The 26,181-nt window shown below is 40.6% G+C and carries 23 protein-coding genes; 20 read left to right on the top strand and 3 right to left on the bottom strand.

Translation table 11 applies throughout. The features are described from left to right. Nucleotides 1-3: 3 nt before the first annotated feature. The 4 genes from MK127_01095 to MK127_01080 are packed head-to-tail and all read left to right on the top strand — an operon-like array spanning nucleotide 4 to nucleotide 3,846. Nucleotides 4-1,017: a Gfo/Idh/MocA family oxidoreductase gene (locus MK127_01095; GenBank protein ID MCH2531400.1), complete on the top strand. Its 1,014-nt coding sequence runs from the start codon at nucleotides 4-6 to the stop codon at nucleotides 1,015-1,017. Then, nucleotides 1,017-1,985: a hypothetical protein gene (locus tag MK127_01090; GenBank protein MCH2531399.1), complete on the top strand. Its 969-nt coding sequence runs from the start codon at nucleotides 1,017-1,019 to the stop codon at nucleotides 1,983-1,985. The genes MK127_01095 and MK127_01090 overlap by 1 nt, the downstream gene beginning before the upstream one ends. After that, a complete protein-coding gene (locus MK127_01085) occupies nucleotides 1,982-3,520 on the top strand; it encodes an N-acetylneuraminate synthase family protein (protein MCH2531398.1) in 1,539 nt (512 codons plus the stop codon). The genes MK127_01090 and MK127_01085 overlap by 4 nt, the downstream gene beginning before the upstream one ends. Further along, nucleotides 3,517-3,846, top strand: coding sequence for a hypothetical protein (locus MK127_01080; protein MCH2531397.1), 330 nt, complete (start codon nucleotides 3,517-3,519; stop codon nucleotides 3,844-3,846). Before MK127_01085 ends, MK127_01080 begins: the two co-directional genes overlap by 4 nt. 37 nt (nucleotides 3,847-3,883) lie before the next feature. On the opposite strand, the gene MK127_01075 is transcribed toward MK127_01080, so the two are convergent. After that, nucleotides 3,884-5,230: a UDP-glucose/GDP-mannose dehydrogenase family protein gene (locus tag MK127_01075; GenBank protein MCH2531396.1), complete on the bottom strand. Its 1,347-nt coding sequence runs from the start codon at nucleotides 5,228-5,230 to the stop codon at nucleotides 3,884-3,886. Between the two features lie 139 nt (nucleotides 5,231-5,369). On the opposite strand from MK127_01075, the gene MK127_01070 reads away from it, so the two are divergent. From MK127_01070 to MK127_00995, 16 genes are all read left to right on the top strand, one after another. Further along, nucleotides 5,370-6,680, top strand: a complete 1,311-nt coding sequence (locus tag MK127_01070) for a YvcK family protein (GenBank protein ID MCH2531395.1) — start codon at nucleotides 5,370-5,372, stop codon at nucleotides 6,678-6,680. A 68-nt stretch (nucleotides 6,681-6,748) separates the two neighbouring features. Beyond that, a complete protein-coding gene (locus tag MK127_01065; GenBank protein MCH2531394.1) occupies nucleotides 6,749-8,476 on the top strand; it encodes a bifunctional sulfate adenylyltransferase/adenylylsulfate kinase in 1,728 nt (575 codons plus the stop codon). Nucleotides 8,477-8,549: 73 nt separating this feature from the next. Beyond that, nucleotides 8,550-10,799 carry a hypothetical protein gene (locus MK127_01060; protein MCH2531393.1) on the top strand — a complete coding sequence of 750 codons (2,250 nt, stop codon included), beginning with the start codon at nucleotides 8,550-8,552 and terminating at the stop codon, nucleotides 10,797-10,799. 84 nt (nucleotides 10,800-10,883) lie between these two features. Continuing rightward, nucleotides 10,884-11,852: a GDP-mannose 4,6-dehydratase gene (locus MK127_01055; protein MCH2531392.1), complete on the top strand. Its 969-nt coding sequence runs from the start codon at nucleotides 10,884-10,886 to the stop codon at nucleotides 11,850-11,852. Then, on the top strand, nucleotides 11,852-12,949 hold the full coding sequence (locus MK127_01050; protein MCH2531391.1) for a glycosyltransferase: 1,098 nt from the start codon (nucleotides 11,852-11,854) through the stop codon (nucleotides 12,947-12,949). Before MK127_01055 ends, MK127_01050 begins: the two co-directional genes overlap by 1 nt. Nucleotides 12,950-12,980: 31 nt before the next feature. Next, nucleotides 12,981-14,108 carry a glycosyltransferase family 4 protein gene (locus tag MK127_01045; GenBank protein ID MCH2531390.1) on the top strand — a complete coding sequence of 376 codons (1,128 nt, stop codon included), beginning with the start codon at nucleotides 12,981-12,983 and terminating at the stop codon, nucleotides 14,106-14,108. Beyond that, on the top strand, nucleotides 14,105-14,935 hold the full coding sequence (locus tag MK127_01040) for a polysaccharide deacetylase family protein (protein ID MCH2531389.1): 831 nt from the start codon (nucleotides 14,105-14,107) through the stop codon (nucleotides 14,933-14,935). Before MK127_01045 ends, MK127_01040 begins: the two co-directional genes overlap by 4 nt. 23 nt (nucleotides 14,936-14,958) lie before the next feature. Further along, complete coding sequence (locus tag MK127_01035; GenBank protein ID MCH2531388.1) at nucleotides 14,959-15,705, top strand: class I SAM-dependent methyltransferase; 747 nt, start codon at nucleotides 14,959-14,961, stop codon at nucleotides 15,703-15,705. A 5-nt stretch (nucleotides 15,706-15,710) separates the two neighbouring features. Continuing rightward, nucleotides 15,711-16,778, top strand: a complete 1,068-nt coding sequence (locus tag MK127_01030) for an FAD-dependent oxidoreductase (GenBank protein ID MCH2531387.1) — start codon at nucleotides 15,711-15,713, stop codon at nucleotides 16,776-16,778. A 29-nt stretch (nucleotides 16,779-16,807) separates the two neighbouring features. Continuing rightward, nucleotides 16,808-17,929 (top strand): glycosyltransferase family 4 protein, encoded by a 1,122-nt coding sequence (locus MK127_01025; GenBank protein MCH2531386.1) that lies wholly within the window; start codon nucleotides 16,808-16,810, stop codon nucleotides 17,927-17,929. Between the two features lie 3 nt (nucleotides 17,930-17,932). Beyond that, nucleotides 17,933-19,012, top strand: coding sequence for a glycosyltransferase (locus MK127_01020; protein ID MCH2531385.1), 1,080 nt, complete (start codon nucleotides 17,933-17,935; stop codon nucleotides 19,010-19,012). A gap of 57 nt (nucleotides 19,013-19,069) precedes the next feature. Then, complete coding sequence (locus MK127_01015) at nucleotides 19,070-20,458, top strand: CDP-glycerol glycerophosphotransferase family protein (GenBank protein MCH2531384.1); 1,389 nt, start codon at nucleotides 19,070-19,072, stop codon at nucleotides 20,456-20,458. A 34-nt stretch (nucleotides 20,459-20,492) separates the two neighbouring features. Beyond that, nucleotides 20,493-21,806, top strand: coding sequence for a nucleotide sugar dehydrogenase (locus MK127_01010; protein ID MCH2531383.1), 1,314 nt, complete (start codon nucleotides 20,493-20,495; stop codon nucleotides 21,804-21,806). Nucleotides 21,807-21,836: 30 nt separating this feature from the next. Further along, nucleotides 21,837-22,454 carry a sugar transferase gene (locus tag MK127_01005; GenBank protein MCH2531382.1) on the top strand — a complete coding sequence of 206 codons (618 nt, stop codon included), beginning with the start codon at nucleotides 21,837-21,839 and terminating at the stop codon, nucleotides 22,452-22,454. A 2-nt stretch (nucleotides 22,455-22,456) separates the two neighbouring features. Beyond that, a complete protein-coding gene (locus MK127_01000) occupies nucleotides 22,457-23,530 on the top strand; it encodes a glycosyltransferase family 4 protein (protein MCH2531381.1) in 1,074 nt (357 codons plus the stop codon). Between the two features lie 11 nt (nucleotides 23,531-23,541). After that, complete coding sequence (locus tag MK127_00995) at nucleotides 23,542-24,375, top strand: sulfotransferase (GenBank protein ID MCH2531380.1); 834 nt, start codon at nucleotides 23,542-23,544, stop codon at nucleotides 24,373-24,375. Here MK127_00995 and MK127_00990 read toward each other — a convergent pair. Beyond that, nucleotides 24,368-25,138, bottom strand: a complete 771-nt coding sequence (locus tag MK127_00990; GenBank protein MCH2531379.1) for a formyl transferase — start codon at nucleotides 25,136-25,138, stop codon at nucleotides 24,368-24,370. The two genes, MK127_00995 and MK127_00990, sit on opposite strands and share 8 nt — an antisense overlap. Next, nucleotides 25,135-26,100 carry a polysaccharide deacetylase family protein gene (locus tag MK127_00985; GenBank protein MCH2531378.1) on the bottom strand — a complete coding sequence of 322 codons (966 nt, stop codon included), beginning with the start codon at nucleotides 26,098-26,100 and terminating at the stop codon, nucleotides 25,135-25,137. The genes MK127_00990 and MK127_00985 overlap by 4 nt, the downstream gene beginning before the upstream one ends. Nucleotides 26,101-26,181: the final 81 nt, after the last annotated feature.

Genomic DNA, 26,181 nt, shown 5'->3' with positions numbered 1-26,181 from the left:
GAAATGGCTTTGAGAATAATTGTCGTTGGTTGCGGTTCAATTGGTAAAAGGCACCTCGGAAACCTAAAGGCACTTGGCGTCGAGAATCTCGTGGCCGTAGATACTCGTAAGGATAGGCTTCAAGAAGTAACAGAACGAATAGGAAGTGAGATCCTTTGCTCGGATAATTTATCCGAGCAATTAAAGAGCAAGTGCGATGGGGTTGTAGTTTGTGTGCCTACTTCAATACACCTAGACGTAGCCAAAGAAGCCATCAAATCTGGTGCTAGTGTCCTTATAGAAAAACCCTTATCCAACACGAGCGAAGGCGTCCCTGAACTCTTATCTTTAGCAAAAGAATCCAGCCTAGTAGTTGCCGTAGGCTATACCTATAGATTCTGGCCTGCTCTCCAAAAAATTAAATACTTTTTGGAGAATGATCAAATTGGACAAATTTATTCAGCGAATATCATTTTCTCTGAGTATTTACCTGATTGGCATCCTTGGGAAGACTATCGGTCATGGTTCATGGCTAAAAAAGAACTAGGTGGAGGAGCATTATTAGATGAGAGCCATGCAATAGATATCATGAGGTGGCTTTTTGGCGAAGCTAGGACCATATATGGGGTTAATGGTACTTTCAGTAAGCTCGAAATTGATTCAGATGATCTAGCAGAAATCATAGTGCGCTTCCACTCTGGGGTCATAGGATCTATACATATGGATATATATGGACGGCACCATCGTAAGGAACTGTCCATTCAGGGGGAATTGGGTAATATTTACTGGGATTTTTATAAGAACACGGTCGCTTTATATCAAGCGAATTTAGAAAAATGGGAAGTAATTCAATTTGAGGATGATCGAAATGATATGTTCTTAAATGAGGTTCGACATTGGCTGAATGCAATTCAAGGCGGCCCTAAAGTCCCGGTCGATGGATATGACGCCCTAAAAACTCTATCTTTTGCCCTAGCCGCGATTGAATCTTCAATGAATGATAAAGTTGTAGAACCTTTTGGAGCTATAGATAAATAATGATTTTCCTTGAAGCTGGCAATAATCTGCATTTACGCCCAGCACATTTGCTATTAATGATATACAGATATGCATCTGGCATATATCAAACTGGTGAAATCTCAGCCCTTTCTTACACCAAGGGTTATCTAGATCACCAGGGAGCATCAAATTCTCCATGCCGAGTACTAACCGTCTCAAGCCATGGTATAGGTGAAGCTGAAACATGGATGGTAGAGCGATTAGAAGATGCTATTGTAGAGACAGTGAGCTTTAAGCTCATTAACACTCAATTGTTTCAATTCTTAAGGCATGCTGATAACGAAGACATCGCAGAAATCATAAATAATTTCTGCGAAATAGTTGCCCCTTATCGAATTCTCTCTAATCTTGCAAATGATCCTGGCCTAGTAGCATATTGGCAATTACAGGCATCGAAAATAAAAGAAATATATGGGGAAAAACAACTAACTGTATATAGCAATACTCCTGACAAAATCCCCTTTAGTCGCTCCTACGACGTAATTTATGTCACTCATAGTGAACCTATTCTCCCCAAAGGTACTGTTGAATACCTTAGAAGCTTGTTAGCAGTTGAAGGACTGATGGCGATTTTGGTGCCCGACCGTAGCAAAAGCTCAAACGCTTCTGAACCATTCGCTATCTCCACACCTGTCAAAGCAGCCATTTCTGATTTGCGCGCAACACACGAGCAATATGGGTATCACCATGTATACCAACGTTCCGGAGACGAAAAGCAACTTTCCAAAGGTGCATTCAGGGCAGAATCAATAAGTTTTGTAGTACCTTCATCCACGCGGGTAGCATTAATAGGTGAATTACTTTTGGAGTCTCTATATGACCACATTCCTGATAATGTGAGATTAGCAGCGCTTGAGCACACTGCTTCGCAATTAGAGAATGAGGATGCAATAGTTACCGAGCGACTTAAATTATTCTTCCATGGCAACGCGGAGGTATGGTCATGACTACAAATACTACATTTGATTTTGGGTCAAGCTTGAAGCCGCTTTTCTGCCTTGAAATGGCCAATAATCATTCCGGGAGCACCGAGCATGGAATTAGAATTGTTGAAGCGGCGGCAGCAATAGCGAATCGCACTAATGCACGTGTCTGGTTAAAACTACAATTTCGAGAACTTAGTACTTTTTTACACCCTGCCGACAGAGGGCAGGATTTATCTGATCCAGTAACTAAACAAGCTATTCGATTTAGAGAAACCGAACTACATAACTCTGATTTTGATGTACTTATTAAATCAGCTAGAGATGCAGGGATAGGGATCTACTCAACTCCCTTCGATGAACCTTCTGTAGATAGATGTGTCGCAGCTGGCTTTGAAGCAATAAAAATAGGAAGCCCTTCAGCGTACGATTGGCCGCTATTACGAAAAATTGCTAAAACCGGCCTACCAGTGATTGCCTCTGTTGGAGGTCTTAGTATCAACGAAATTGACGATGTCGTTGATTTATTTAGAAATTCCGGAAATCCCTTAGCGTTAATGCACTGCGTTTCTGTGTACCCTACCGCTACAGAAGATCTCCAAATAGATGTAGTGCGGCAATACACCGAAAGGTATCCTGATATAACAATTGGATACTCAGGGCATGAAGATCCTCAACGTCCAGAGTTTGGAGGACTAGCATTAGCCAAAGGTGCAGTATTATTTGAAAGGCATTTTGGAGTCCCTAGTGATTCGGTCAAGTTAAATGCTTACAGTCTAAGCCCTGAGCAGGCAGAAGAATGGATTGCCACTACGGTGAGAGCGGGTGCTGCGTGTGGAGGTGTTGGGAATGAACGTCGTGCGGTAGAAGGTGAATTTGATGCATTGCAATCATTACGCCGTGGTATTTACGCTAAACATTCGATCCCCGCAGGTAAAACAGTTACAGCTGATGACATCTTCCTATCTGCCCCATGTTTTGAAGGACAATTTCATGCTGGCAAATATTATGAAATAGTGGATACTTTCACCCCAATGGCAGATATTCACCCCAATTTGCCCATTGGATTAGATGTCACTAAAAAACTCCCCAAATCTCTCATCATTTCCAGCATCATAGCGCGGGTGGAAGAGGCTTTACGGAGTGCTCAAATAACAGTGGAGAGCGAAACCGAGCTGGAAATTTCTCACCAATATGGAATTGAGCATTTCTATGAGCAGGGTGCCGTTATTGTAAATATCATTAATAGGGACTATGCCAAGAAAATATTAATTCAATTCCCTGGTCAAAATCATCCAGGGCATCACCATATCCAAAAAGAGGAAACGTTTCAGGTACTTCACGGGGCAGTCGATCTAGTTGTAGATGGTCAAAACAACCACTTAGGGCCCGGACAAACAAAGCTTATAGAGCCGGGACATATCCACAGCTTTTCCTCGCAAACAGGCGTAATTATTGAAGAAGTCTCAACGACTCACGTTCCTGGAGATTCGGTATACGTAGATTCCTCTATCCCTAGCGACCCTACAACAAGAAAGACTGTCTTACTAACTTCGTGAATTCGCTAGAACAAAACAGTCTATGCATTGACTTAGATGGGACGTTAGCTGAAATAACTGATGATTACTCGTCAGCACCTCCAATGCCGGGTGCAGCGGACGCCTTACGTACACTCAGATTTAATGGCTGGAAAATTATAATATTTACGGCTCGGCATTTTAATCATTGGGAAATTACAACTCGCTGGCTAAACGATAACCATTTCGAATATGACCAACTAGTTTTTGGAAAGCCAACCGCGCGTTTTTATATAGACGACCGAGGAATTAATTTCAATGGAGACTGGGATAGTACTGTTACAAAATTGATAAACACCTCCCAATAATTTCCTTTGAAAGTTTGTATTTTCATTAGAGGGGAATTTATCCAGTTGGCTTCCCAATGCCTGCATATTTGAAGCCTGCAGATTCTATTGTCTTCCTGCTCATTAAATTCACTCCGTCCATAATAGAAGGAGCTTTTTTCATTACCTTTGATAATTGAGCAAGATCTAAATCTTTATACTCAGGCCAAGCAGTCAAAAATAGAATTAAATCTGCATCTTTAAAAACAGCTTCCGGGTCTTCTTCATAACGTGCTGATGTAACTATTTCTTTCGCGTCAGGAATCGCCATGGGATCAGAGGCTACGACATGAGCGCCCATTTCCAACAATGAAGTCATTACTCTAAGTGATAAAGAGGATCGTGCATCATTAGTTCCAGGTTTGAATGCTAATCCAAGAACACCGATTCGTTTCCCCATAATTTGGTTATCCAATAGACCTGAAATTTTTCGAATAATTACTCTTATTTGTTCGTCATTACGATCAAGAACAGCCTTCAATAATTGAGGCGTGTGCCCTTCTAAGCCCGAAAAATTAATTAGAGCAACCAAGTCTTTCTCAAGGCAAGGCCCACCAAATCCAATTCCAGCTTGAAGATAACGATGCCCAATACGAGGATCATACCCTAGCCCTTCTGCCACCTTGCCAATATCTGCGCCCACCTGCTCACATATTGCAGCTACTTCATTAATAAATGAAACTCTTGTTGCTAGAAAAGCGTTGGAAGCGTATTTAATCAACTGTGCATCTACCGGGTCTGTCTCAATGTAAGGAACATTTCGAGACATCAAAATATCAGTAGTAATTGATCCGCCATCGGTAAATGGAGCAAAAATTTCTCTAAGTATTTTAGCTCCTCTACTTGATTCAGTGCCCACAACGATTCGCGAAGGGAAAAAGAAATCATTTAATCCATTGCCTTCGCTAAGGAATTCAGGGTTAATAACAAAATCGATTTTATTGGTACCACCAGCTTCAGCGAGTAGTCCTTTGATAACATTTAGTGTCCCAGCAGGCAAAGTAGATTTAATTACTAGGACAGTATCTGGAGTAAGAGCTTTTGCCATAGAAGTCACTGCAGTTCTGAGCTGGTTTAAATCAGTGCTTCCATCGTGCCTAGGAGGTGTCCCAACTGCAAGGAAAACCACGTTCGAGTTTTTAACTGCTAATTCTGTGTCTGTCGTAAAATTCAGAGTTCCTAATGACTGTGTTTCGGCCAAGGCTTCTTCTATACCTGGCTCATGAATTGGTGAAATAGACTTGCGCAACATTTCAATTCGGGCACTGTTGATATCTGTACCAATCACGTTATGCCCTAGCTTAGCTAATCCAACCGCAGTTATTAGCCCGACGTACCCCGCTCCACCAATGACAGCAATATCCAACTTACACCCCTTAACTACTGTTTAGACATTATCACTTGTCAAATAAGATTCTCACAGTTATTTATACAGTAATAGGCAACAATGATTAACAAACATGCATTGATGAGTGATGATCTGCTAGTTACGATTAACAAAGTATATGAAAAATAAACAAAGAAACCATAATAACCTTGGTCCTAAAGCAGGCTCTCTAGAGTGGCTGCTCCTATTTATTGTCCCTGGGATTGGAGTTAAACGCTGGGTAGTACTCGGTTCATTTGGCGTTTTCATTTTTGCATGTGGAATCGCATTCATTTTATCGATAGGTATTAGTCAACCTTTACTTCAATTTGTCAGGTTCATTACATTTGGCAATGTTCTTAGCCCTATTTGGAGAGGCAGTGTTGTAGGTGTAGTAGGGTTAAGTCTGAGTATTTACGCAGGGTGGATGCTATACGAGAGGCTCACATTCGGTGCGCGATACTCCAAAGGTAATAGAGGAATCATAGAAAGCCTCGCTTCACATAGAATACGAAGTTCCGGTCCGCATATTGTAGCCATAGGCGGAGGAACCGGTCTTTCTGCATTACTTCGAGGTCTTAAAAATTATACTGACAATTTGACTGCTCTAGTGACACCAGCCGACGACGGTGGTAGTACTGGCCGACTTCGAGAGCTATTCGGGGTACCATCTTTGGGAGACGCAAGGCAATGCTTAATCGCGCTGTCTGATGCAGAACCGTTGATGGAACGTGTATTTTCTTATCGCTTTGATGAAGGGGAAGGGCTAGAAGGACATAGCCTGGGGAATCTCTTACTTTCAGGCATGATCAAATCAGAAGGGGGATTCTCAAACGGCCTCCACGCAGCACATAACCTACTCGCAGTTCGAGGCCAAGTTTTGCCTTCCTCGGATCAAAATGGAGTTACGCTAGAGGCGCAAACTGTTTCCGGCAAGCACCTTATCGGGGAGTCTTCCATAGGAAAGGCAGGAGAAGAAATAACTTCTATATGGCTAACACCTAAAGAAGTGGAGGCGAATTTAGAGGCAATCAATGCCATTAACAACGCAGATGCCATTGTTATTGGGCCTGGCAGTTTATTTACAAGTATCTTACCTAACCTATTAATCCCGCGTATTACTACCGCCCTAAAAGAAGCTCAATGCCCTAAAATTCTAGTCTGTAATATAGCTACCCAGTACTTAGAAACTGACTCATTTACTGCAGCCGATCATTTAACTGCAATTATCAAACATGGGAATTTCTATCCTTCACATTTTGTAATGAATTCCAGACCAATCAAAATTGAACCGTCCCATCACCAAGAACCAATCATGCCCGAAACTAATTTCTCCAACAGTGATGTTATTGCTGTCCTTAAGGACATTGTTGATGAATCAAGGGTGAGCAGGCATGATCCCGAAAAACTTGCAAAAGCATTACTAGAAATTGTACAAAATTATAAATAGCTATCCCGCACATTCCGGTAACTTCGTCATGTATCCTTAAGTAATAAACTTCCATTCACGGAGCAACAATGACTATTCTTCCCGAACCCCACGGTGGAGCATTAATTAACCTCATGGCCGAAGCAGAACAAGTCGATAGGCTTAAGTCCGATATAAAGGATATGCAATCTTGGGATTTAAGCCCAAGGCAAATTTGCGACCTCGAGCTTCTGCTAATAGGAGGATTCTCACCTTTAAGTGGATTCATGAGTGAATCGGAATATTTGAGTGTGTGTAATGAGATGCGCCTATCAAACGGATTGTTATGGCCAATGCCCATCAATTTAGACGTCAATAGGGAATTCGCTGAAAATTTGTCATCAGGGGAAAAAATCGCTTTACGAAACCCCGAAGGAATCCCACTAGCCATAATGGAAGTAACTGACAAATGGGAACCTGACCGTAACCTAGAGGCACTGAAAATTTTTAATACAAATGACTTAGCTCACCCAGGGGTGAAAACTCTCCTAGATGAATGTAACCCTATTTATCTTGGCGGTGGCATACAGGGACTTCAGTTGCCGCCCCATCATGATTTTGATGAGATACGCCATACTCCATTCACATTACGCCAACGTTTTGAATCCAAGGGATGGACGAAAATAGTAGCCTTCCAAACAAGGAATCCCATGCACCGGGCGCACGTAGAACTAACTAAAAGAGCAAGTGAAGAAACTGGAGCCAAATTACTTATTCATCCGGTTGTCGGATTAACAAAACCAGGTGATGTTGATTATTTCGTAAGAGTTCGCGCTTATCGTGCAATGCTTTCCCATTATGAAAATGATTCTGCAGAACTCAGTCTCTTACCATTAGCGATGCGTATGGGAGGACCACGTGAAGCAATATGGCATGCAATCATCAGAAAAAACTATGGATGCACGCATTTCATCGTAGGGAGGGACCATGCTGGACCGGGAAACGATTCTGAAGGCAATCCTTTTTATGGTGCATATGAAGCCCAAGACTTACTTCGGAAGCATTCTAATGAATTAGGAATAGATGTAGCAGAGTTTAAAGAAATGGTCTACGTCTACGAAGATAATGCTTACCTACCTGTTTCGGAAGTGGATCAGGCAAAAACTACTCTAAATCTTTCCGGTACAGAATTGAGGCAAAAATTGATGGATGGAACGGAAATACCTGAATGGTTCTCCTTTCCGGAAGTGGTAGGTATTCTACGCGACGCATACCCTCCAAAAAATAAACAAGGATTCACAATATTTTTTACCGGCCTGCCTAGCTCCGGGAAATCTACTCTTGCAAACGTACTAATGTCGAGGCTCATGGAGATTACTTCTAGGCCCGTTACTCTACTTGACGGTGATCTAGTGCGAAAAAATTTATCCAGTGAACTAGGGTTTTCCAAAGAGCATAGAGATCTTAATATTAAACGAATAGGGTATGTTGCGAGTGAAATAACAAAGCATCGAGGCATTGCCATCTGTGCGCCGATTGCACCTTATTCCGAAACACGCGAGGAAATACGCTCAATAATAGAGCAATACGGTAAATTCATATTAATTCATGTTGCTACCCCTTTAGAAATTTGTGAATTACGAGACCTAAAAGGGCTTTATGCTAAAGCAAGGGCAGGTCAAATTACCGGTTTCACTGGAATCGATGACCCTTATGAGTCACCCGAATCACCTGAATTACGAATAGACACGAGTATGCTTGATCCAAAAGATGCAATTGAAAATGTCATGAAATACCTAGAAGGACAAGGTCTTTTAGATATTCGAAATGACTGCTAGTCTTAGGCAAGAACCCTCAAAATCAATTCAAGTTGAGTGAAAAAGGGATTATAAATAGTCTTTGAGACCACCGATGCAAGCGTCAGAATTTTTATATACATCGCCTGCCAACCGTCGTATCCAGCGTGCATTTGAAGCTGGGTGGATTCTAGCTGTAGTTCTAGTTCCTTTAGCAAGCTGGCCAGAATCCGAAATGCTAGGTTTCATACAAATACCCAAAGTGTTTCTTATGCGTACAATCGCTATGTATTTCTTAGCGCTATTGGCCTTGGAGTGGGCAATATCCAACAGAAATGATTCGTCCAGCAATAAATTCACTTCTAACAGGATCCGCCATTACCTCCAAGCTCACCCATCACGCCTATTACTTCTAGCTGCAGGGCTAGTTTTCCTTGCAAACATATTCTCTGTTGCAAATTCGCCTATCCCTGCTATTGGAATTTTAGGAATCGATGTTGGATGGGATACCTACGGGATAGCAAACACTACGGGCTTCATAATTTTTTTCTACACAATAGCAACTCATTTGAAAACGACTGCTCAAGTGCAACATTTAATTTGGGCTCTGACTTTAGCGGGGGCAATTGTAGGGCTTGTAGCAATCGGGCAGCATTTCGGTATTGATATTTTCCGCAACGCTCCATTCGTACTCACCAGAGCACACTCCACCTTAGGCAACTCAATCTTTGCTGGGTCATTCCTGATTATGACGATACCTCTAACTTTATTAGTATTTCTTGAGTATCGATCCAAAATGAGTTACTTCGCCCATGTTTCAATGGGAGGCGGTTTAGTTGCACTGCAAATGACAGGGCTTCTTTTTGCACTAAGCCGAGGACCCATGGTTGGCATGATTTCAATAATAGTAACCTTGTTAGCACTTCTACTATGGCTTAAAAAATCTGACCTTGCTGTGCGAGTTATTGCGATGTTTGCCATTGCGCTTCTGTTTGCACTAATTTTGACGACTCTTCCAACACCAGACAGACAAAATTTTGGAGGAAACGATTTAGTAGATCGAGTATCTTCCATCGGACCAGGTATTGGTGGTGGCTTAAGTAACCGCTATACCATTTGGACCACTGCAATTAATGCCTGGGGTAATGTTCCTTGGGTTGATACAGAAGAATTCCCGGAGCTTCCAGACATTGGATTGAGCATCACGAAGCCAATTTTTGGCTACGGTCCAGACATGTTCCAGCATGCTTACCCTCTTGTTGGAGAATCTACATATACGTTCGAGCTAGCAAGCCATGGGCATTCCTTCTTAATTCATGCCCTTTTAGAAATAGGTCTTTTTGGCATGCTTGCCTATATCTCACTTGCACTAAGTGCTGGGTTCATACTACTCAAGATCATTAATAAATCTCGAAAATCAGAAGAATTAAGCTTTACTGCATTAGCCAGTATCGGGCTTTTCGCAATACTAATTGGACGAGTGATAGAGCAAATACCAGGTAAAGCTCAAGTCTCTGACTTACTAATAATGTGGACCCTTTTAGCTGTAATTGCTGCATTACCTTTAATTGAACATTCCCGAACTGAAGCCAGTACACCAATAGATAATAGTTCGTCACAGCGGAAAAGAACTACTCGTCGAAGTAAGCAAACTACTAGCTATCAATATCGATTGGTAGTCCCCGCAATTTTGACGGTCATTCTTATAATAATTTGGTATAACTTTGTACTTGCTCAGCCACTTAGTGCAATGACCGCAAAAGATGCTGAGCAAGCAGCCGAATCAGGTCAAATCCAAAAATCACTAGACCTTTATCGAGATGCCCAATCAGCTAGCCCCAACTCAGCTATTTATTACCTTAAATACGCTGAAATCTTATTCGAGCTATCAAAAGTTGCACCTACAACTGCTGAAAAAAACCGCCTCACGGAACGTGCGATCATTGAAGTATCAGAAATTATTAAGCGGAACCCAATGGACAATAGAGCTTGGTCACGTATAGCTGAAATGGAGAAATCCTTAGCAAAAGATAACCCTGAAAAAAAGAGGGATGCATTTCATTCGAACATGCTAATTAAAGAACTCATGCCCGGATTTTGGCAACCTAGTGCGGCGCTCGCATGGACATATGCTGAGCTAGGAGAATATGAAAGGGCATTAGATGAGGTTGAGAATGCTGCAGCACTTAGTGCTAATGCAAATGCTTCAGCAGCGTCGCAGGCTACTTTTATTCCGTTTGTTGAAGCTTTTGCACTCGATGGGTTGGGGCGAACCGCTGAGGCCATTGATGCAGTAAATAGATCATTGGAAATGCGAAGAACTCAACCAGCAGAAGAGCTACTCAAAAGACTCCTCTCAAAATAAGAATATGTTTTTTTATCGTCAAAATCTTGCTAGATAATGTCATCGTTATTATTGGTAGTAAGCAATAAATTAAATTAGGAAATCATGATTATAGTTACTGGATGCTCAGGGTTCATTGCTTCACGCGTTTGCACAATGTTGTTAGATGCAGGCGAAGAGGTCTATGGCGTTGACAATATGAACGATGCATATGCGCCCGAACTTAAAAAATGGCGGCTCGAGCAATTAATCGATCGACCTCAGTTTAAATTTCTCGAAGCAGATATAAGTAAACCAGAAATACAAGATATTGAATTTAATGAAACGCCAAAAGCTCTACTCAATCTTGCAGCTCGAGCAGGAGTAAGGCAAAGCGTAGAAAACCCGTGGGTTTTCTACGAATCAAATTGTATAGGCACTTTGAATATGCTGGAGCTTTGCCGGAAATTAAGTATTCCTAAATTCGTGCTGTCCTCAACTTCTAGTCTGTATGGTGCACACAAAATAAGTCCATTCTCTGAAGATCTATCAACAGACAAGCCTTTGTCCCCTTATGCAGCGTCAAAAAAAGCTGCTGAATCTTTATCATTCTCATACCATCATCTCTATGACATTGATATAACTATCTTGCGATACTTCACTGTTTATGGGCCGGCAGGCCGGCCTGATATGAGCATTTTTCGATTCGCCCGTTGGATAACTGAAGGCCATTCATTAAGTGTCACTGGAGACGGCAATCAGGAAAGAGATTTTACTTATGTTGATGATGTCGCAGAGGGAACAATATTAGCAATGAAACCTCTGGGCTATGAAATCATTAATCTAGGTTCAGACAATCCAATTTCAATCAATCAGGCGATCTCTAAATTAGAGAATACCATTGGGAAAAAAGCAGATATTGTATTTGAGCCAACTCATCCAGCAGATATTTTTGCAACTTGGGCTGATATAGATAAAGCTAGGAAAATTCTTGGATGGCAACCCTCTACCAGCTTTGATTCTGGGATTGAAAATGTAGTGAATTGGTACAACTCACAGCGTTCTTGGGCTAGCACCATTGAATTAGGAAACTAATGCCGAAACTTTTATACATCGCCCCAAGAGATTTCCCTCGTCGTGTTGCTAACCGAGTTCAAACCATCAAAATGGCAGAAGCCTTTTCTCAATATGCCGAAGTAACCCTTGTAGTCTCAAAATTACATTCATCTATAGACGAGCTTTGGGAATACTACGATGTCAAAACACCATTTAATATTAAGGTTATTGGGGAGCCTATTTGGGGCCCCCAAAGTGTCTACTCTCTGATCCCTTCCATAATTCAAATCTTAAAACTAAAACCTGACATCCTGTATTTTCGCGAAGAATTAATTGGATGGTTAATTAGTTGGTTCAAGCGTGACTACATATATGAAATGTTAGACCTACTCCCTAGGTATCAACGCTACTACCCCCGGCTAGTTCAAAAAAGCAAGCATACTATCGTTATTTCACAAGGTCTTAAAAATACAGCAATCAATGCAGGATTAAATGATGGGAAAATTCAAATTCGACCAGATGCCGTAGATTTAAATGCTTTTGATATAGAACTACGAAGCTCAGATGCTAGATCTTCCTTAGGGTTAGATCCACAAAGTAAGTTAGTCGTTTATTCTGGGCGATTTTCAAGTTGGAAGGGAACTGACACTTTAATTGAATCAGCAAAGCATTTACCAGATGATGTCAATATTCTACTGATTGGTGGGTTCGAAGGAGAGCCAGAGAAAATGAGAACTAAAATATCTGAATGCGGAGTTTCTAACAAAGTTTCAGTAATTGAATTCCAACCCCATTCTGAAATTCCCAAGTATTTGAAAGCAGCTGATGCTCTTGTCATTCCTAATAAAGCAGAGAACCAATTGTCAGTGCTGCACACGTCTCCTTTGAAATTATTTGAATACATGGCTTCCAAACGACCGATTATTGCATCTGATTTACCGTCAATACGCGAAATATTGGACGAATCATCTGCAACTTTTGTACAGCCTGATAGCCCGGAAGATCTAGCAATAGGTATCATAAATACTCTGAAAGCTGACAATACCTTAAAAGTTGAGAATGCTTTTAAAATTGCTCAAGAAAATACATGGGAAGAACGAGCAAGATTGATCATAGAATCGGCTCTAAATAGCTGAAATGCATATTTGTTTTATAGGCCGGCACTCAATGAACCCTCAATTTGAAGAAAATTCATTGGATGCACCCATCTTTAAAGCATTCGCAAAAGAATTTGATCACGTCTCCTTAATATATAGAGCCCCAGATAACAAATCGTCGGTTACTCAATATGGCAACATCTCTCTACATTTAGTTGAAGGGAAAGGTATGTTAGGGTTTTTCGGTTTTGTTCGTAATGCACTAAAGCGTACTAAAGATATTAATGATCAATTACCCATTGATGTCATTAGTACCAGCGATGCGTTAGGAGCAGGAATGACTGGTGTCTTTGCAAAAAAAGCAATAAAAATCCCTTTAATTGTTCAAATCCAAGGGCAAACTTTAAAATTACCTTCTGAAAGTTATGTCTGGATCAGAAGGTATATAACCAGAGGGCTAGCTCGTTACGTGGCAGGTCATGCAGATCGTGTGCGAGTTGTATCAAACGAAATAAAATCCCAAGCAATTGCATCGGGAATCAAAGAACAAAAAATAGCCTTAATCTATAACAGGTGTGATACGCAATTATTTGACCCTGTCAGCAAAGCAATATATGGCAAGCAAATCAGAGCAGAGTTGGGTATTGATAATGAAAGTACTGTAATTTCATTTATCGGTAGGTTGGAATCGCACAAAGGTATATATGAATTGGTAGAAGGCATATCAAATCTCCCTGGGATTAAACCTCATTTGTTATTAATTGGCGATTCTCCAGAGGACGCAAAGATTGAGGCTGCTATCAACAAGGCGGGGTTAATTAAATCTACGCACTTTGTAGGGAAAGTAGCGTTTAACCTAATTCCTAATTATTTAGCTGCAACTGACATTTTTGTTCTACCAAGCAAACATGAAGGAACACCGAGAGTGATTCTCGAAGCTATGGCTATGGAAGTACCTGTAATTGCAACTAAGGTCGGAGGCATACCTGAGGTCATTGAAAATGGCAAAACAGGCATTTTACTTGAAAGTAATAATTCTGAATCAATTACAAACGTGTTAAAACCTTTAATAAAAAAGAACAATGAAAGAAGGCGAATCGGTAAAGCAGCGCGCGATCATATCGTGGTTAATCACAATTTCAATGAGCTAGCAGCGTCTCTGGTAGATTTACATGTATCAGCGGTAACTGAAAAATGAAACTTAAACACATCATTCGAGATAGTGGAATTCGATTATTCGATAAAAGTGGGCTGTCGGCAGGCAGGCGCGCATATTTGCAAAAAATTAATGAAGGACTATCTAGGGTCGTTTGCTTTCATGAAATCACTGATGCAAATTCTTTTGAAAACAAAATCCGGCTATTGATTCAAAATTTTCACATTGTTCCTTTAGATCTGGTAGTCAAAAATATCGGGCTACATAAAAAAATTACCAATGTTGCTATCACTTTTGATGACGGGTTTTCAGAGCAAATCGATATAGCTGCCCCAATATTAAAAAAATACGAAATCCCGGCTACTTTTTTTATTCTCTCAGGGTCTGTGGGGCTAACAGGGGAGGAGGCTTCAAATTATTATCGCAACCAAGTAGGGATTAATTATGCGGTTGGCCCAACGGCAACACAAATTTCTGATCTAGCTAATGAACCACTATTTCAAGTTGGCTGTCATACCCATAATCATTTAGATTTAGGGGAAATATCTGATCCCCAAAAAATTCACACTGAGCTAATTCTTTCAAAACAAAAATTAGAAGAAATCACAAAAACTGAAATCCTCCATTTGGCTTATCCTTTTGGAGCGATAGGCAATTTTTCAGAGATTGCAGAGGCTGAAGTTTTAAAGGCAGGCTTTGAAAGCGCATCGACCATCATTCCTGGGTATAACCTGAAAAATACACCTAGGACCAGCCTCCATCGGGATAGTCTCTCACCTGAAATGGAAGATTCTCTATTTCTGGCATGGCTGAGGGGGTCATACGATACAATCAAAATGATCTCTGATCGCATAAAAACTATAAGGTAAAGATTGTTGTTTTAATGAAACGAATGGAACGAGATCTCCCAGATTTTTGCATAGAACGAAATAGTATCGTAAAAACGAAGATTCTCTCGCGCCTGTGGAATTTGGGTCAATCGAGTACTATCAACGTTCTTGATGTAGGTTGTGGTAATGCTGATTGGCTACGTCCTCTTTTAAATAACATGCCCTCTATAAATTATTTTGGAATTGAACCTAGCAATTCTTTAGTATTAAACGCTCAAGCAAATTTACCAAAACATGCCCATCAGATTTTTCAAGGTCGTGGAGAGGATCTAAGCTCCATGTTCGATTTTCAATTTGATGTCGTAGTAACACGTGCGGTTTTCGAACATGTATATAAGAGGGCCAAATTCATCCATTCGTTATCAAAAGTTCTTCTACCACAAGGCACCTTATTATTTTCTTATGGTACAAATCATTTCAAAGAAGGTTCAATTACAGACGCTAGGAATTTTATGTCAAAAATCTTAGCAATCCTTGGTTATGATCGCTACTACGCATTTCCTGTAAACAAGTCTCAATTAAAAAACTCATTGGTAGCTAATGGTTTTAATATTCTTGATGAGAAAAATTACTCTTTGGACGACATAAAAATGGCCCATAAGCTTATTTCAGATGACCAAATAAGCAAGGACTTACTACTTAATTGGTTAAGTTTAGAAGACGAAATCAATATAAATTCCTCAGATAGTCAAATGCTAGAGAAACTAACTAATGAAATGTTTTTTGAAGCCCAGAAATTGGAGTATTAGGCGAAGTGAATTCAAATTACAAAGTCGCTGTTGTAGGGGGAGGAATTTTTGGAGCTGCTGCAGCGATTGAAATTGCTACCTTAAATGTTGACGTCACTATCTTTGAACGAGAACACGATTTATTACAAGCAGCTTCAGGTATTAACCAATACAGATTACATCGCGGTTATCACTACCCAAGAAGCACGGAAACCGCACTTTCATCTAAAGAAGCAGAACCTGAATTTGCATCTCGATTCTCGCCCGCAATTGTCCAAGGTGCAGAGCATTACTACTCCATAGCGGCTGAAAACAGCAAAGTATCGCCCGAGCAGTACATTAAATTCTGCCAAGAAACCAACCTCTATCACCAAGAAGTTGAGCTTCCGCTTGTATCTCCCAAAGTCGCGGTCACCTTAAGGGCTGAAGAATATCTATTCGATCCTGGCACGCTTCGTCAGCTTGTCCATAAGGAATTGGATAACGCAGGGGTAAAAATAAAACTACAGACAAATGCAACGAAGTCTATATTAAATAAATTTGACTTCGTCGTTATTGCTACTTATGCATCCAGTAATGAATTAGTATCTCAGCTCGAACTTCCCGTGCAGGAATATCAATATGAAGTATGTGAAAAACCTATTGTAAGAATGCCAAAATCATTCGGGAGAGTAAGCATTGTTGTAATGGATGGACCCTTCATGTGTATTGACCCTTATGGCCACTCTGATCTCTTTGTTCTAGGTAACGTGGTACACGCCATACATTCAGTAAATGATGGGCATGAACCTCAGGTCAGTCCCACCATAGCGCCCATGTTAAATCGTGGAATCATCACAAATCCGTCCGTATCAAACTTCAATCACTTTATCGAATCTGGCCAAGCATTCATCCCTGCTCTATCTGAGGCCGAATTTGTAGGTTCAATGTTTACAGTGAGAACCGTTCTCCCAAGAAGGGACCTAACCGATGAACGACCTACTGAAGTTGCTCAATTATCACCTAGTGTTATAAGGCTTTTTTCTGGGAAAATAGGGACAAGTATCCATGCAGCTAAATCTGCAGCGGCAATCGTGAGGCAACAGATTGCATAATCGACTTCTTCAAACGAGCTCTTCTCTCAATGCGTATTTGTAGAATAACTAAACGCTACCCTCCTCTTATAGGCGGATTAGAGAATCACGTCCGTTCATTGAGCATACAACAGGCAAAAAACGACAATCATGTGGATGTTTTCATTATGTTTGGAAAAGCAGAGCAAGCAGACCATCCAAATTTAAGGGTCATCCAAGTTCCAGGTAGTCGCCTCGCTAAGTTATTCAAAAGTGAAAGCGCCATATCGATTTTCAGCGCAATATGTTTCTTTTGGAAAGTTAGTCGTTTTCACAAAGTGCATCACTACGACATTATTCATATACATGGCGATTGGGTAGAGGCGAATTTGGCTCGGGTGCTCTCTTGGATCCTAAAGGTTCCTGCAGTTATTCATGTTCATTCGGGATTAAATCAAAGTAAGCTGTATAAATTCTTTGCAAGAAGGTCATTCCCTCATGCTGGAGGCGTAATTGTTCAATCCTCTGATTTGCTCAAGGAAATGGGTTCATTTGGAGTTCCTAATTCAAAAATTCAGCAATTACACAGCGGAATTTGGTACGAGCAGTTTAAGCTCAGTAAAAATCCGACCAATGAGCTACCATTACGATTAATTGCAATTGGTCGCTTACATAAAATGAAAGGTTTCGGTTACCTAATTACTGCTGTATCTCAATTTGCTAATACTGACGTAACTCTTGATATAGCCGGCGAAGGCCCCGAACGAGCTAATCTCCAAAAAGCAGCTGATGAGTCAAATACAACTATTACTTTTTTAGGCGTCGTAAAGCACGATCAAATTCCAAATCTCTTGTCTAGGTACGATGCAATAGTTGTTCCATCTGTTGTACTAACCGGGCAGACAGAAACTACGCCCACAGTAATATTAGAAGCAATGGCAACGGGGCTACCCGTAATCGGAAGTGAAATAGCTGGGATAAAAGACATAATCAAGCAAAATATAAATGGCTATCTAGTACCAGAACGGGACTCAGATAAATTAGCGCAGGCGATCAACACGATGATATCTAGCCCTGATTTAACAAAAAAGATTCGGCAAAATAATAGGAAAATTTCCAGGAATTTTGATTGGTCTATCATCGCAAAAAAGGTAGATATGGCTTACATTTCTTCTGGTGCCAATCATAACTAATATATGAATATTCTTTTTGTGACACCTCATATGATTACAGGCGGAACAGAAAGGATGATTGCTGACCTTGGGAAAGGCCTGCTAAGCAATGGTCACAACGTAGGAATTGCCACGTCAGGCGGGCATCTGCTTAACGAAATGGCTGCAGCTGGAGCAAAAGTGCATGTCAAACCTTCATTGGCAAAAAGAAAACCTCACAATCTATTCATAAACGGGCTTTGGCTATCCAAAGTTGTAAGAGAAAACCAATACAATTTAATCAATTCTCATTCATTATTAACTACTTGGGTATCAAAAATTGGAGCCGCTGTAAGCATGCGATCTCCACGCAAAATTTACACAATGCATTTGATTGAGAATCCCAAAGCATTCAAATACATACGAATTATGACAAATCTAACAAGCGACTCAATTATTACTGTCTCAGAAAGTAATAAATCCAGGTTGATTGAAACAGGTATTAAAGCAAGTAAAATTAATGTTATCCACAATGGGATTAATCTCGATAAATTCCCATATTTCCAACGAAAACCTACCAACGAGCCAACTATTGGGATAGTTGCAAGAATGATTCCAAGAAAAGGACATGAAATCCTTCTGCGCGCAATTTCCAATCTTAGTCGCAAATTCAATGGGGACTGGGCGAAGCTAATGATTATTGGCTGGGGCCCGTTAGAGGAACAATTAAAGTCGCTTTGCTATGAATTGAAAATCGAGCATATCGTTCAATTTTTAGGTGACAGGCATGACGTGCCTGAACTTTTACAAAAAATGGATATCCTCGTTTTACCATCCTTTTACGAAGGTTTTCCGATATCAATCATCGAAGGTATGGCTACAGGCCTTCCTGTAATAGCTACAAATATCGATGGGATTCCCGAAATTATAAACCCGGGAGCTAATGGTCTCCTTGTAGCACCGGGAGAGGTTGAGGACCTAGAAATAGCCTTAGCAAATATGCTTGGGAATTACGATTTAAGGGTTGAATTAGGCAACGAAGCATCAACTATCGCTCGAAAACATTTCTCAATAAGCAGGATGACTGAAGAAACCGAGCGTGTCTTCATGGCGGCTTTGAAATGAATAGATAATTTAGTAGATTCCCAATGCCAAGCAATGGAAGCATGAAAGATCCAATGAATGAGTAAAGTCTTAATTTTAATTAGATATGGGATGACTGCAAGAACGTTTCTACGAACAAGGTTCTTGGAGTCACTCCTTGAAGCCAATATCAAAGTAGTAGTGGCTTGTCCCGCATATGATGATCCAAAATTCCTCAAGGAAATGACTGAAAAAGGAGTGGAATTACATCCAGAGCCTATTCTTAAAAAGAGATTTCCGGAGCGAGTGTACAGCTCATTAGCCAACTCTCTAAGCTTCGAGCATCCAGGAACCACAAAAACCCTGACTACAAAATGGCTTCATGAAGGGCTAATAAAGCCCGAAAGTGGCTATACATCCCGATTATTTGATTTCATTATTCGCGGGCTTTCAGGGCTGCTCAATCTTCACCGCTCGCGCAAATTTAGACGAATACTTTTAAAAATGGACCCCATTTTTTGCAAGCACCCAGAAATTGAAGATTTATTCAATCGAGTTCAACCTGATTTATTCATATCAGCATACCCATTTGAACCAGATTCCCATTATATTGCCGAAGCAAAAAAACGAGGAATTCCGACTATTGGAGCTGTGAAAAGCTGGGATAATTTGACCAGTAAAACAAGGGTAGCAAGCGAGCCAAACCATTGGATTACTTGGTCTCCACAAATGAAGCATGAAGCCATCAAGTACCATTACGTAGATCCTGTAAAAATAGAAATAACGGGTACCCCGCAATTTGACTTCTTTTTTCAAGAACATAAATTCCCTTCACGCGCTGCATTTATGAAGAGGATAGGAGTCAACCCTAAGAAAAAGCTTATCGTTTACTCTCCAGGTACTTCTTGGACATTTTCCGATGATGCCAATCTACGAAAAATACATAAAGTTATTAACGATAAGAATTTCCCTTTTGACTGCCATCTACATATCAGAAAATACCCGAAATCAAACGCTGAATACTCGAAAATTGAGAAGGAATTAGGTTTAACTGTTGAGGATGCTGGCTCAGTGGTGCCTAAATGGGCAGACCGATTCGATCAATCTCCAGAGGAGTTAATTCATTTACGTGAACTGATGCATTTTTCGGACGTAGTAATACAAGTGAGTTCTTCCATTGCTGTAGATGCGGCTTGTGAAGACACCCCATGTATAGCATTCCATTTAGATAAATATGACAAAAATGTTCCATGGGCTCATCGTGCGAAACGCTGCTATTCTGCTGAGCACAATATGCAACTGATTGAATCGAAGGGTATGCGAGTAGTTGAAACCCAAGAAAGCTTAAAAGATTGGCTCATTCAATACCTGACTCATCCAGAGACCGATAAGGAAGGTCGGCAATCTATTGTAACTAATATCTTGTGGAAACCAGACGGACTCGCAGGGAATAGGCTCGCAAAAGTAGTAATGGATTGGTTACCATAAGCCTGCAATTATTAAATCTTTTGGAACATGAAAAATTACCTATCACGACCAAAATATAACGATCATCGGCCAAGGATATGTTGGCCTTCAACTTGCAGTAGCTTTCTCTAAAGAAATAACAGTAATTGGGTATGACCTTGATATAAGTAGGATCACCGAATTACAAAGAAATTATGATCGTTACGAGGAAGTACCTGAGCAAATCTTAAAATCTTGCAAAGTAGAATTTACTACAGATCCTTCGAGTCTAAATAATGCCGATGCCATAATTGTGGCAGTACCAACCCCTGTTGATAAAGACAATACACCCGATTTAAGACCATTAGAGAATGCGTGTATTTCTATAGGGCATGCATTACGGGTTAGGGCAAGTAGCTCTAAGCCTCTGATTGTGTTTGAATCGACAGTCTATCCCGGATGTACTGAAGATTACTGTGTACCGATAATTGAAAATGAATCAGGCCTAACATCCTCCAAAGACTTCACTGTCGGCTACTCACCTGAAAGAGTTAACCCTGGAGACACAGAACACACCTTGTCTAACGTCATTAAAATCGTATCCGGACAAGATCATATCACGTGCGAACGCTTAGCTAGTTTGTATTCACATGTTGCCAAATCAGGAGTGCACAAAGCCTCCAGTATTAAAACTGCAGAGGCCGCAAAGGTAATTGAAAATATTCAGCGTGATTTGAATATTGCGTTAATGAACGAGCTTGCATTTTTATTCAATGAGCTAGGAATAGAAACTTCTTCCGTTTTAGAAGCGGCTTCTACTAAATGGAATTTTTTGCAATTCAAACCTGGCATAGTGGGCGGGCATTGCATTCCCGTTGATCCATACTATTTAACCTATATCGCAAAACAAATTGGCTTTAATCCAGAAGTAATACTAGCTGGTCGCCATACGAACAACACCATGCCTGAAAAGCTCGCAATACAAATTAAAAAACTCTACAGTAATGCGGCAAAGGATGTTAAGGGATCTCACATTCTGATACTTGGTGCAACCTACAAAGAAAACGTGAAGGATTTCCGCAATACCCCCGTAGTAGAGCTAAACAACAAACTTATCACCTATGGAGCCAACGTAGTGGTCTATGATCCCCTTGCGTCTTCGGAAGATCTAGAGCACCTAGGACTCAAACCTGCGCCTTCTGATGTTCTAGGTTACGAAAATAGTTTTGATTGTTTAATTTTAGCAGTCCCACACAAAGATTTAGCGCAAATGACCTATAAGCAATACGTAAGCTTGCTCAACACACATAATGCTGCTGGGATAATTCTTGACATAAAAGGTGTGCTAAAACCAGATTCGCGCGATGATATTATCTACTGGAGACTGTAACCATAGAGGTGCCGGTTTCCCCGAGGCACAATGACCACGAAGTTACTTTTAAAACGAATTTTTGATCTCCTTATACTCCTCTTTGCGCATGTGCTACTTGCACCCATTTGGGTTTTGATTTGGATTGGAATCCCCGTATTGATTTATGCTGACTCAGGATCACCTATTTTTTACAGGCAACAAAGAGCTGGAAAAGATGGAAAAACTTTCACTGTATTGAAATTTCGCACTATGGTAAAAAACGCCGACGATTTAGGTCCCGCATGGACTACCGCGAGTGACCCACGAATTACAAAAATTGGTCGTATCTTAAGACCAACAGCATTAGATGAATTGCCGCAAATAATTAATATCTTCAAGGGTGAAATGAGTTTCGTTGGTCCTCGAGCTCTTGCTCAAAAAGAATTGGACGAATTAGCTCCTAAATCCTACAACCTGTCTAAGAGGTTTTTAGTACCAGCAGGATTAACAGGATTGGCGCAAATAAATGCAAGAAGAGATGACATTGAAGCAAAAATTCGCAACGATATCGAATATGTTGAAAAATTATCAATATGGCTTGATATCACTATCATTCTCCGCTCCGTCTATCGAACAATCCGAGGGAAATGGGACGATAATGCAAAGCTCCCATTAGATAGTGATTAAAAATGCGACTAGCCATGATAATTACAAAAGTAGACTCCGCTGATTCAGTGTATGGCTCAAATATTGCGTGGATCCGATCACTAGCTCAACGAGTTGAGCACCTCACAGTCATTGGAATGTCTGTTGGAGATTATCAACTTCCAAACAATGTCTCCGTATTTTCCATGGCCAAAGAAAAAGGTGCCTCTAAACTCATACGGTTTCTCAATCTTCAACGAGTAATGCTTCCATTGTTATTACTTAGGAAAGTTGATGGGGTTTTTATCCACCAGGGGCAGATATGGGGCTTACTTATATTCTACGCAAAAGTACGCCGTATTCCTGTCATCCTATTCAAGGCGCATGGCTCAATGCCTCCAACTGTAAAGCATTATTTGCCCTTTTTTACAGCAATCACTACTACTACTGATGATACGTTTCCGATCGACACAGATAAAAAAATTGCGGTGGGTCAAGGAATCGACACTGGAAAATTTGTAAAGCTTTCTAGTCCTGCTGAGCCCAGGCTTATAGTCTCTGCTGGACGAATATCCAAAGTGAAAGGCTATGAAGTTCTTATCGAGGCCCTTGGAATTCTGAATAAGGGAAATAATGATCCAATTTATTTGAAGATTTACGGGGAAGCCTATTCGAATTACGACCTGTCTCTGCTCGTTAAACTAAAGCGCAAAATATCTGACCTAAATTTGGCACATACTGTCAGTTTAGAAGGTGTAATAGCTAATGACAGGATGCCAGAAATGCTGAACTCCGCAGCTTTATACGTCAACGCTAGTACTGGGCCTAGTGCGCTAGACAAATCAGTTCTCGAAGCTATGGCGTGCGAATTACCTGTAATTTCGTGCAATCCAAAATTCCGCCCATTATTTAAAGACTACGACTCTTTACTTTACTGCCCTCCCAATGAAGCCCATTTACTTGCAGAAAAAATTGAAAAGTTTTTCACATTAAGTGTTACAGAGCGAAACCAAATAGGAAATGATCTTAGATCAGTTGTGGTAGCAGATCATGACGTGAATAGGCTGATGGATCGAGTAATCGAAATTTTCAAAAATTTTTCAATTGCGCAAAGCTAGGTGATGCATTTATGAAACCAAAGTTTCTTGGGATCGGTGGACAGAGATGTGGAACTGCATGGATTTACAATTGCCTTGATGAACATCCGAGCCTATGCCTTCCACAAAAAGAATTGAACTTCTTCGTTCATGATGAAAAATATGATCAAGGTACTACTTGGTATGAAAATCATTTTAATTCTTGCGGTAGTGCAACTTATGCTGGGGAAATGTCGTCACTTTACTTATATGACAAAAGAGCGCCGCAACGCATTTATGACTTCGATCCCAATTTGAAATTAATTGCCTCTATACGCAACCCTTCAGATCGCACTTACTCAGCATATTTAAACGGAATAGCGTCCGGGGAAATACCAAGAACAAAAGCTTTTGAGGACGCATTAAATGATTTCCCTGATCTTTTAGAAAAAAGCGCTTACTCTGAGGGGCTTGAGAGATTCAAAGGCATCTTTAACGAAAATTTGCTTATATTGGTATATGAAGAAATAGTAGCTAATCCCGAAAAATGGTTCTCTGCTATTTATGAATTCTTGGAAGTTGATCCAAATTTCAGCCCGACAATGGCAAGAGTCGAAGTAAACGTGGGTCGGAAACCTAAGTCAACCTGGGTTGATCAACAATTTAACAATGCAGGTGACCTAGCCAGAGCACTTAACTTGCGTAAATTACTACGATGGGCAAAAAAAGTTGGGATTGTCTCAAAGCTACGAAATTTGAATACCCAAGCAGATAACCAATCAATACCGACAGAAGTTTATAAAAAACTCAACGATTATTTTGCAAAAGACATAGAAAATACTTCACAAATTTCAGGGAAACCATTAACCAAAATTTGGCTTAGTTAAGTGCAATTTCAGAAAGAATTTTCCTGAAACCAAAATAATCCAAAAGGGTTGGAGAGAACCACTGCCTACTTTCAAGATCATCTCTACGAAATGACGGAAGCCTACCATTTAATCCATCATCAATAGCTTTTGACATTAAAGGTATGCCGATTTTGTACTGCTTTGCTGCAAGTGTTCGATGAGTCTCAAACTTCTTAGTAAAAGACACCTCTTCCTGATAAACAATATCGCCTGTATCTATACCTTGGTCAACTTTATGGATGGTAACTCCTACGTTTTTGAAATCCTGTTCTTTAATCGCCCAGAACCCTCCATGAACTCCTCTGTATGCAGGAGTAATTCCGCAATGAATATTGAGGAACAAGGAGCATTTATCCAGCACTACTGGCTTAATGATAGAAGTTCCTGTAATAACGCAAATTTGCGGCTGATGCAGTTCAAGTAATTCTAAAGTTCGATCGCTATTAACGCTTTTAACGGTATATGTCGGGATGCTAGTTGGAATCGGCCCAAATGAACCTAAGGAATCCTGAATTGCGCTTAGCGATCTTTTGGACAAAAACATTTTTTCATAAACAAGAAGCAGTAATTGGCCTATTACTTTTTTGTAACCCAAGCGTCTTATTCGAAATTTAAGAGTCTTTAACATAGAACCCTTGGGTTTTTTTTCAAAAATAATCGCAGAAATACTATGGTCCTTAGCGATGCCCGCTATCATTGCTCTAGATTGAGGATCATCGTTTGCTAATATGCAGACGCTCAAAAAGCACCTTCTAATCGCTCATCTGCCACTTGCTCCATAGTCATCGTTCTAAGAGCATTATTTGTACGAAAATTAGAAACTTTTTCCAATATTCTTTCTAGCCAGTCTTCAATAATTGGTGTTCCTCCAGCATTCCAAGGATGAAACCAAAGGTGAAAAATAGCATCGCTATTGACGGCTTTTACTAATCCTTTTTCTGCTTGACGGACTCGAAATGAGCCTGGCAAGAATTTGCGGACACCGTCCGGCGGCATCAGGTACATTGAAGCCGGAATATTCACCGCACCATTGCGTATATGTAATTTATTTCGAGGATATACCGTAGGTGTCAGGCAAAGAATTCGATCGCCAAGCGATACGGCTCTACGCAAATGTAGAGGGAATTTGGCGTACCAATTTTCTTGAATCCCCCGGTAAGAAATAAAACCGTTTTCTCCCAATAAATCCTCATGCCGAATTCGATTTCTCGGAAAAACAAAAGACCGTAATTTAACATTTGCTACTGACGCTACCTGGTGGCATTTGCTCAGTTGAGATGCGACCGTGGTCGCATCAACATCAGGATGATCAAACGGCAAATGGCTAAATGTATGGCATCCTATTTCATGTCTCGGTTTCGCTTCTAGGATCATTTTCAGAATGTCATCCCCGTACCAGAATGGATCCGTAATTCTATTAGTTCCAGGATCTGCCGAATGCCAAGGTAAGCCATTGCTTAATTTGCGCCCCGTTTCGACATCAGGGTGCGAGTCCATGCCATCAGTATGATCACACTCATTTAAAAAAAGATGCCCAACCATTGCCCATGTAACCGGAATTTCATAGGTAGCAAATAATCCTAGAAGGCGACTTATAGCATCGCGCGTACCTTCTAAATGGCGAAGGTACTTTGAAGGGTTGTATTTATCAACAGTACCCCAGCCTAATTCAGTATCTAGAGAAAGAACAAATGTGCCTGCCATAGATGCAAATTGTACCATTGCAGGAAATGACGGTACGCAAATTCGGTATGTGAACGTAAAACAGGGTTCAATACTGATTTT

It is taken from the genome of Dehalococcoidia bacterium (genome assembly GCA_022449765.1).
GTDB lineage: Bacteria > Chloroflexota > Dehalococcoidia > Lucifugimonadales > Australimonadaceae > UBA2963.
This window is presented reverse-complemented; position numbering and strand designations above follow the sequence as displayed.

Coding starts and splice junctions, on each gene's coding strand:
- MK127_01095 (MCH2531400.1), top strand. CDS start 4: ATGGCTTTGAGAATAATTGTCGTTGGTTGCGGTTCAATTGGTAAAAGG.
- MK127_01090 (MCH2531399.1), top strand. CDS start 1,017: ATGATTTTCCTTGAAGCTGGCAATAATCTGCATTTACGCCCAGCACAT.
- MK127_01085 (MCH2531398.1), top strand. CDS start 1,982: ATGACTACAAATACTACATTTGATTTTGGGTCAAGCTTGAAGCCGCTT.
- MK127_01070 (MCH2531395.1), top strand. CDS start 5,370: ATGAAAAATAAACAAAGAAACCATAATAACCTTGGTCCTAAAGCAGGC.
- MK127_01065 (MCH2531394.1), top strand. CDS start 6,749: ATGACTATTCTTCCCGAACCCCACGGTGGAGCATTAATTAACCTCATG.
- MK127_01060 (MCH2531393.1), top strand. CDS start 8,550: ATGCAAGCGTCAGAATTTTTATATACATCGCCTGCCAACCGTCGTATC.
- MK127_01055 (MCH2531392.1), top strand. CDS start 10,884: ATGATTATAGTTACTGGATGCTCAGGGTTCATTGCTTCACGCGTTTGC.
- MK127_01050 (MCH2531391.1), top strand. CDS start 11,852: ATGCCGAAACTTTTATACATCGCCCCAAGAGATTTCCCTCGTCGTGTT.
- MK127_01045 (MCH2531390.1), top strand. CDS start 12,981: ATGAACCCTCAATTTGAAGAAAATTCATTGGATGCACCCATCTTTAAA.
- MK127_01040 (MCH2531389.1), top strand. CDS start 14,105: ATGAAACTTAAACACATCATTCGAGATAGTGGAATTCGATTATTCGAT.
- MK127_01035 (MCH2531388.1), top strand. CDS start 14,959: ATGGAACGAGATCTCCCAGATTTTTGCATAGAACGAAATAGTATCGTA.
- MK127_01025 (MCH2531386.1), top strand. CDS start 16,808: ATGCGTATTTGTAGAATAACTAAACGCTACCCTCCTCTTATAGGCGGA.
- MK127_01020 (MCH2531385.1), top strand. CDS start 17,933: ATGAATATTCTTTTTGTGACACCTCATATGATTACAGGCGGAACAGAA.
- MK127_01015 (MCH2531384.1), top strand. CDS start 19,070: ATGAGTAAAGTCTTAATTTTAATTAGATATGGGATGACTGCAAGAACG.
- MK127_01005 (MCH2531382.1), top strand. CDS start 21,837: ATGACCACGAAGTTACTTTTAAAACGAATTTTTGATCTCCTTATACTC.
- MK127_01000 (MCH2531381.1), top strand. CDS start 22,457: ATGCGACTAGCCATGATAATTACAAAAGTAGACTCCGCTGATTCAGTG.
- MK127_00995 (MCH2531380.1), top strand. CDS start 23,542: ATGAAACCAAAGTTTCTTGGGATCGGTGGACAGAGATGTGGAACTGCA.
- MK127_00985 (MCH2531378.1), bottom strand. CDS start 26,100: ATGGCAGGCACATTTGTTCTTTCTCTAGATACTGAATTAGGCTGGGGT.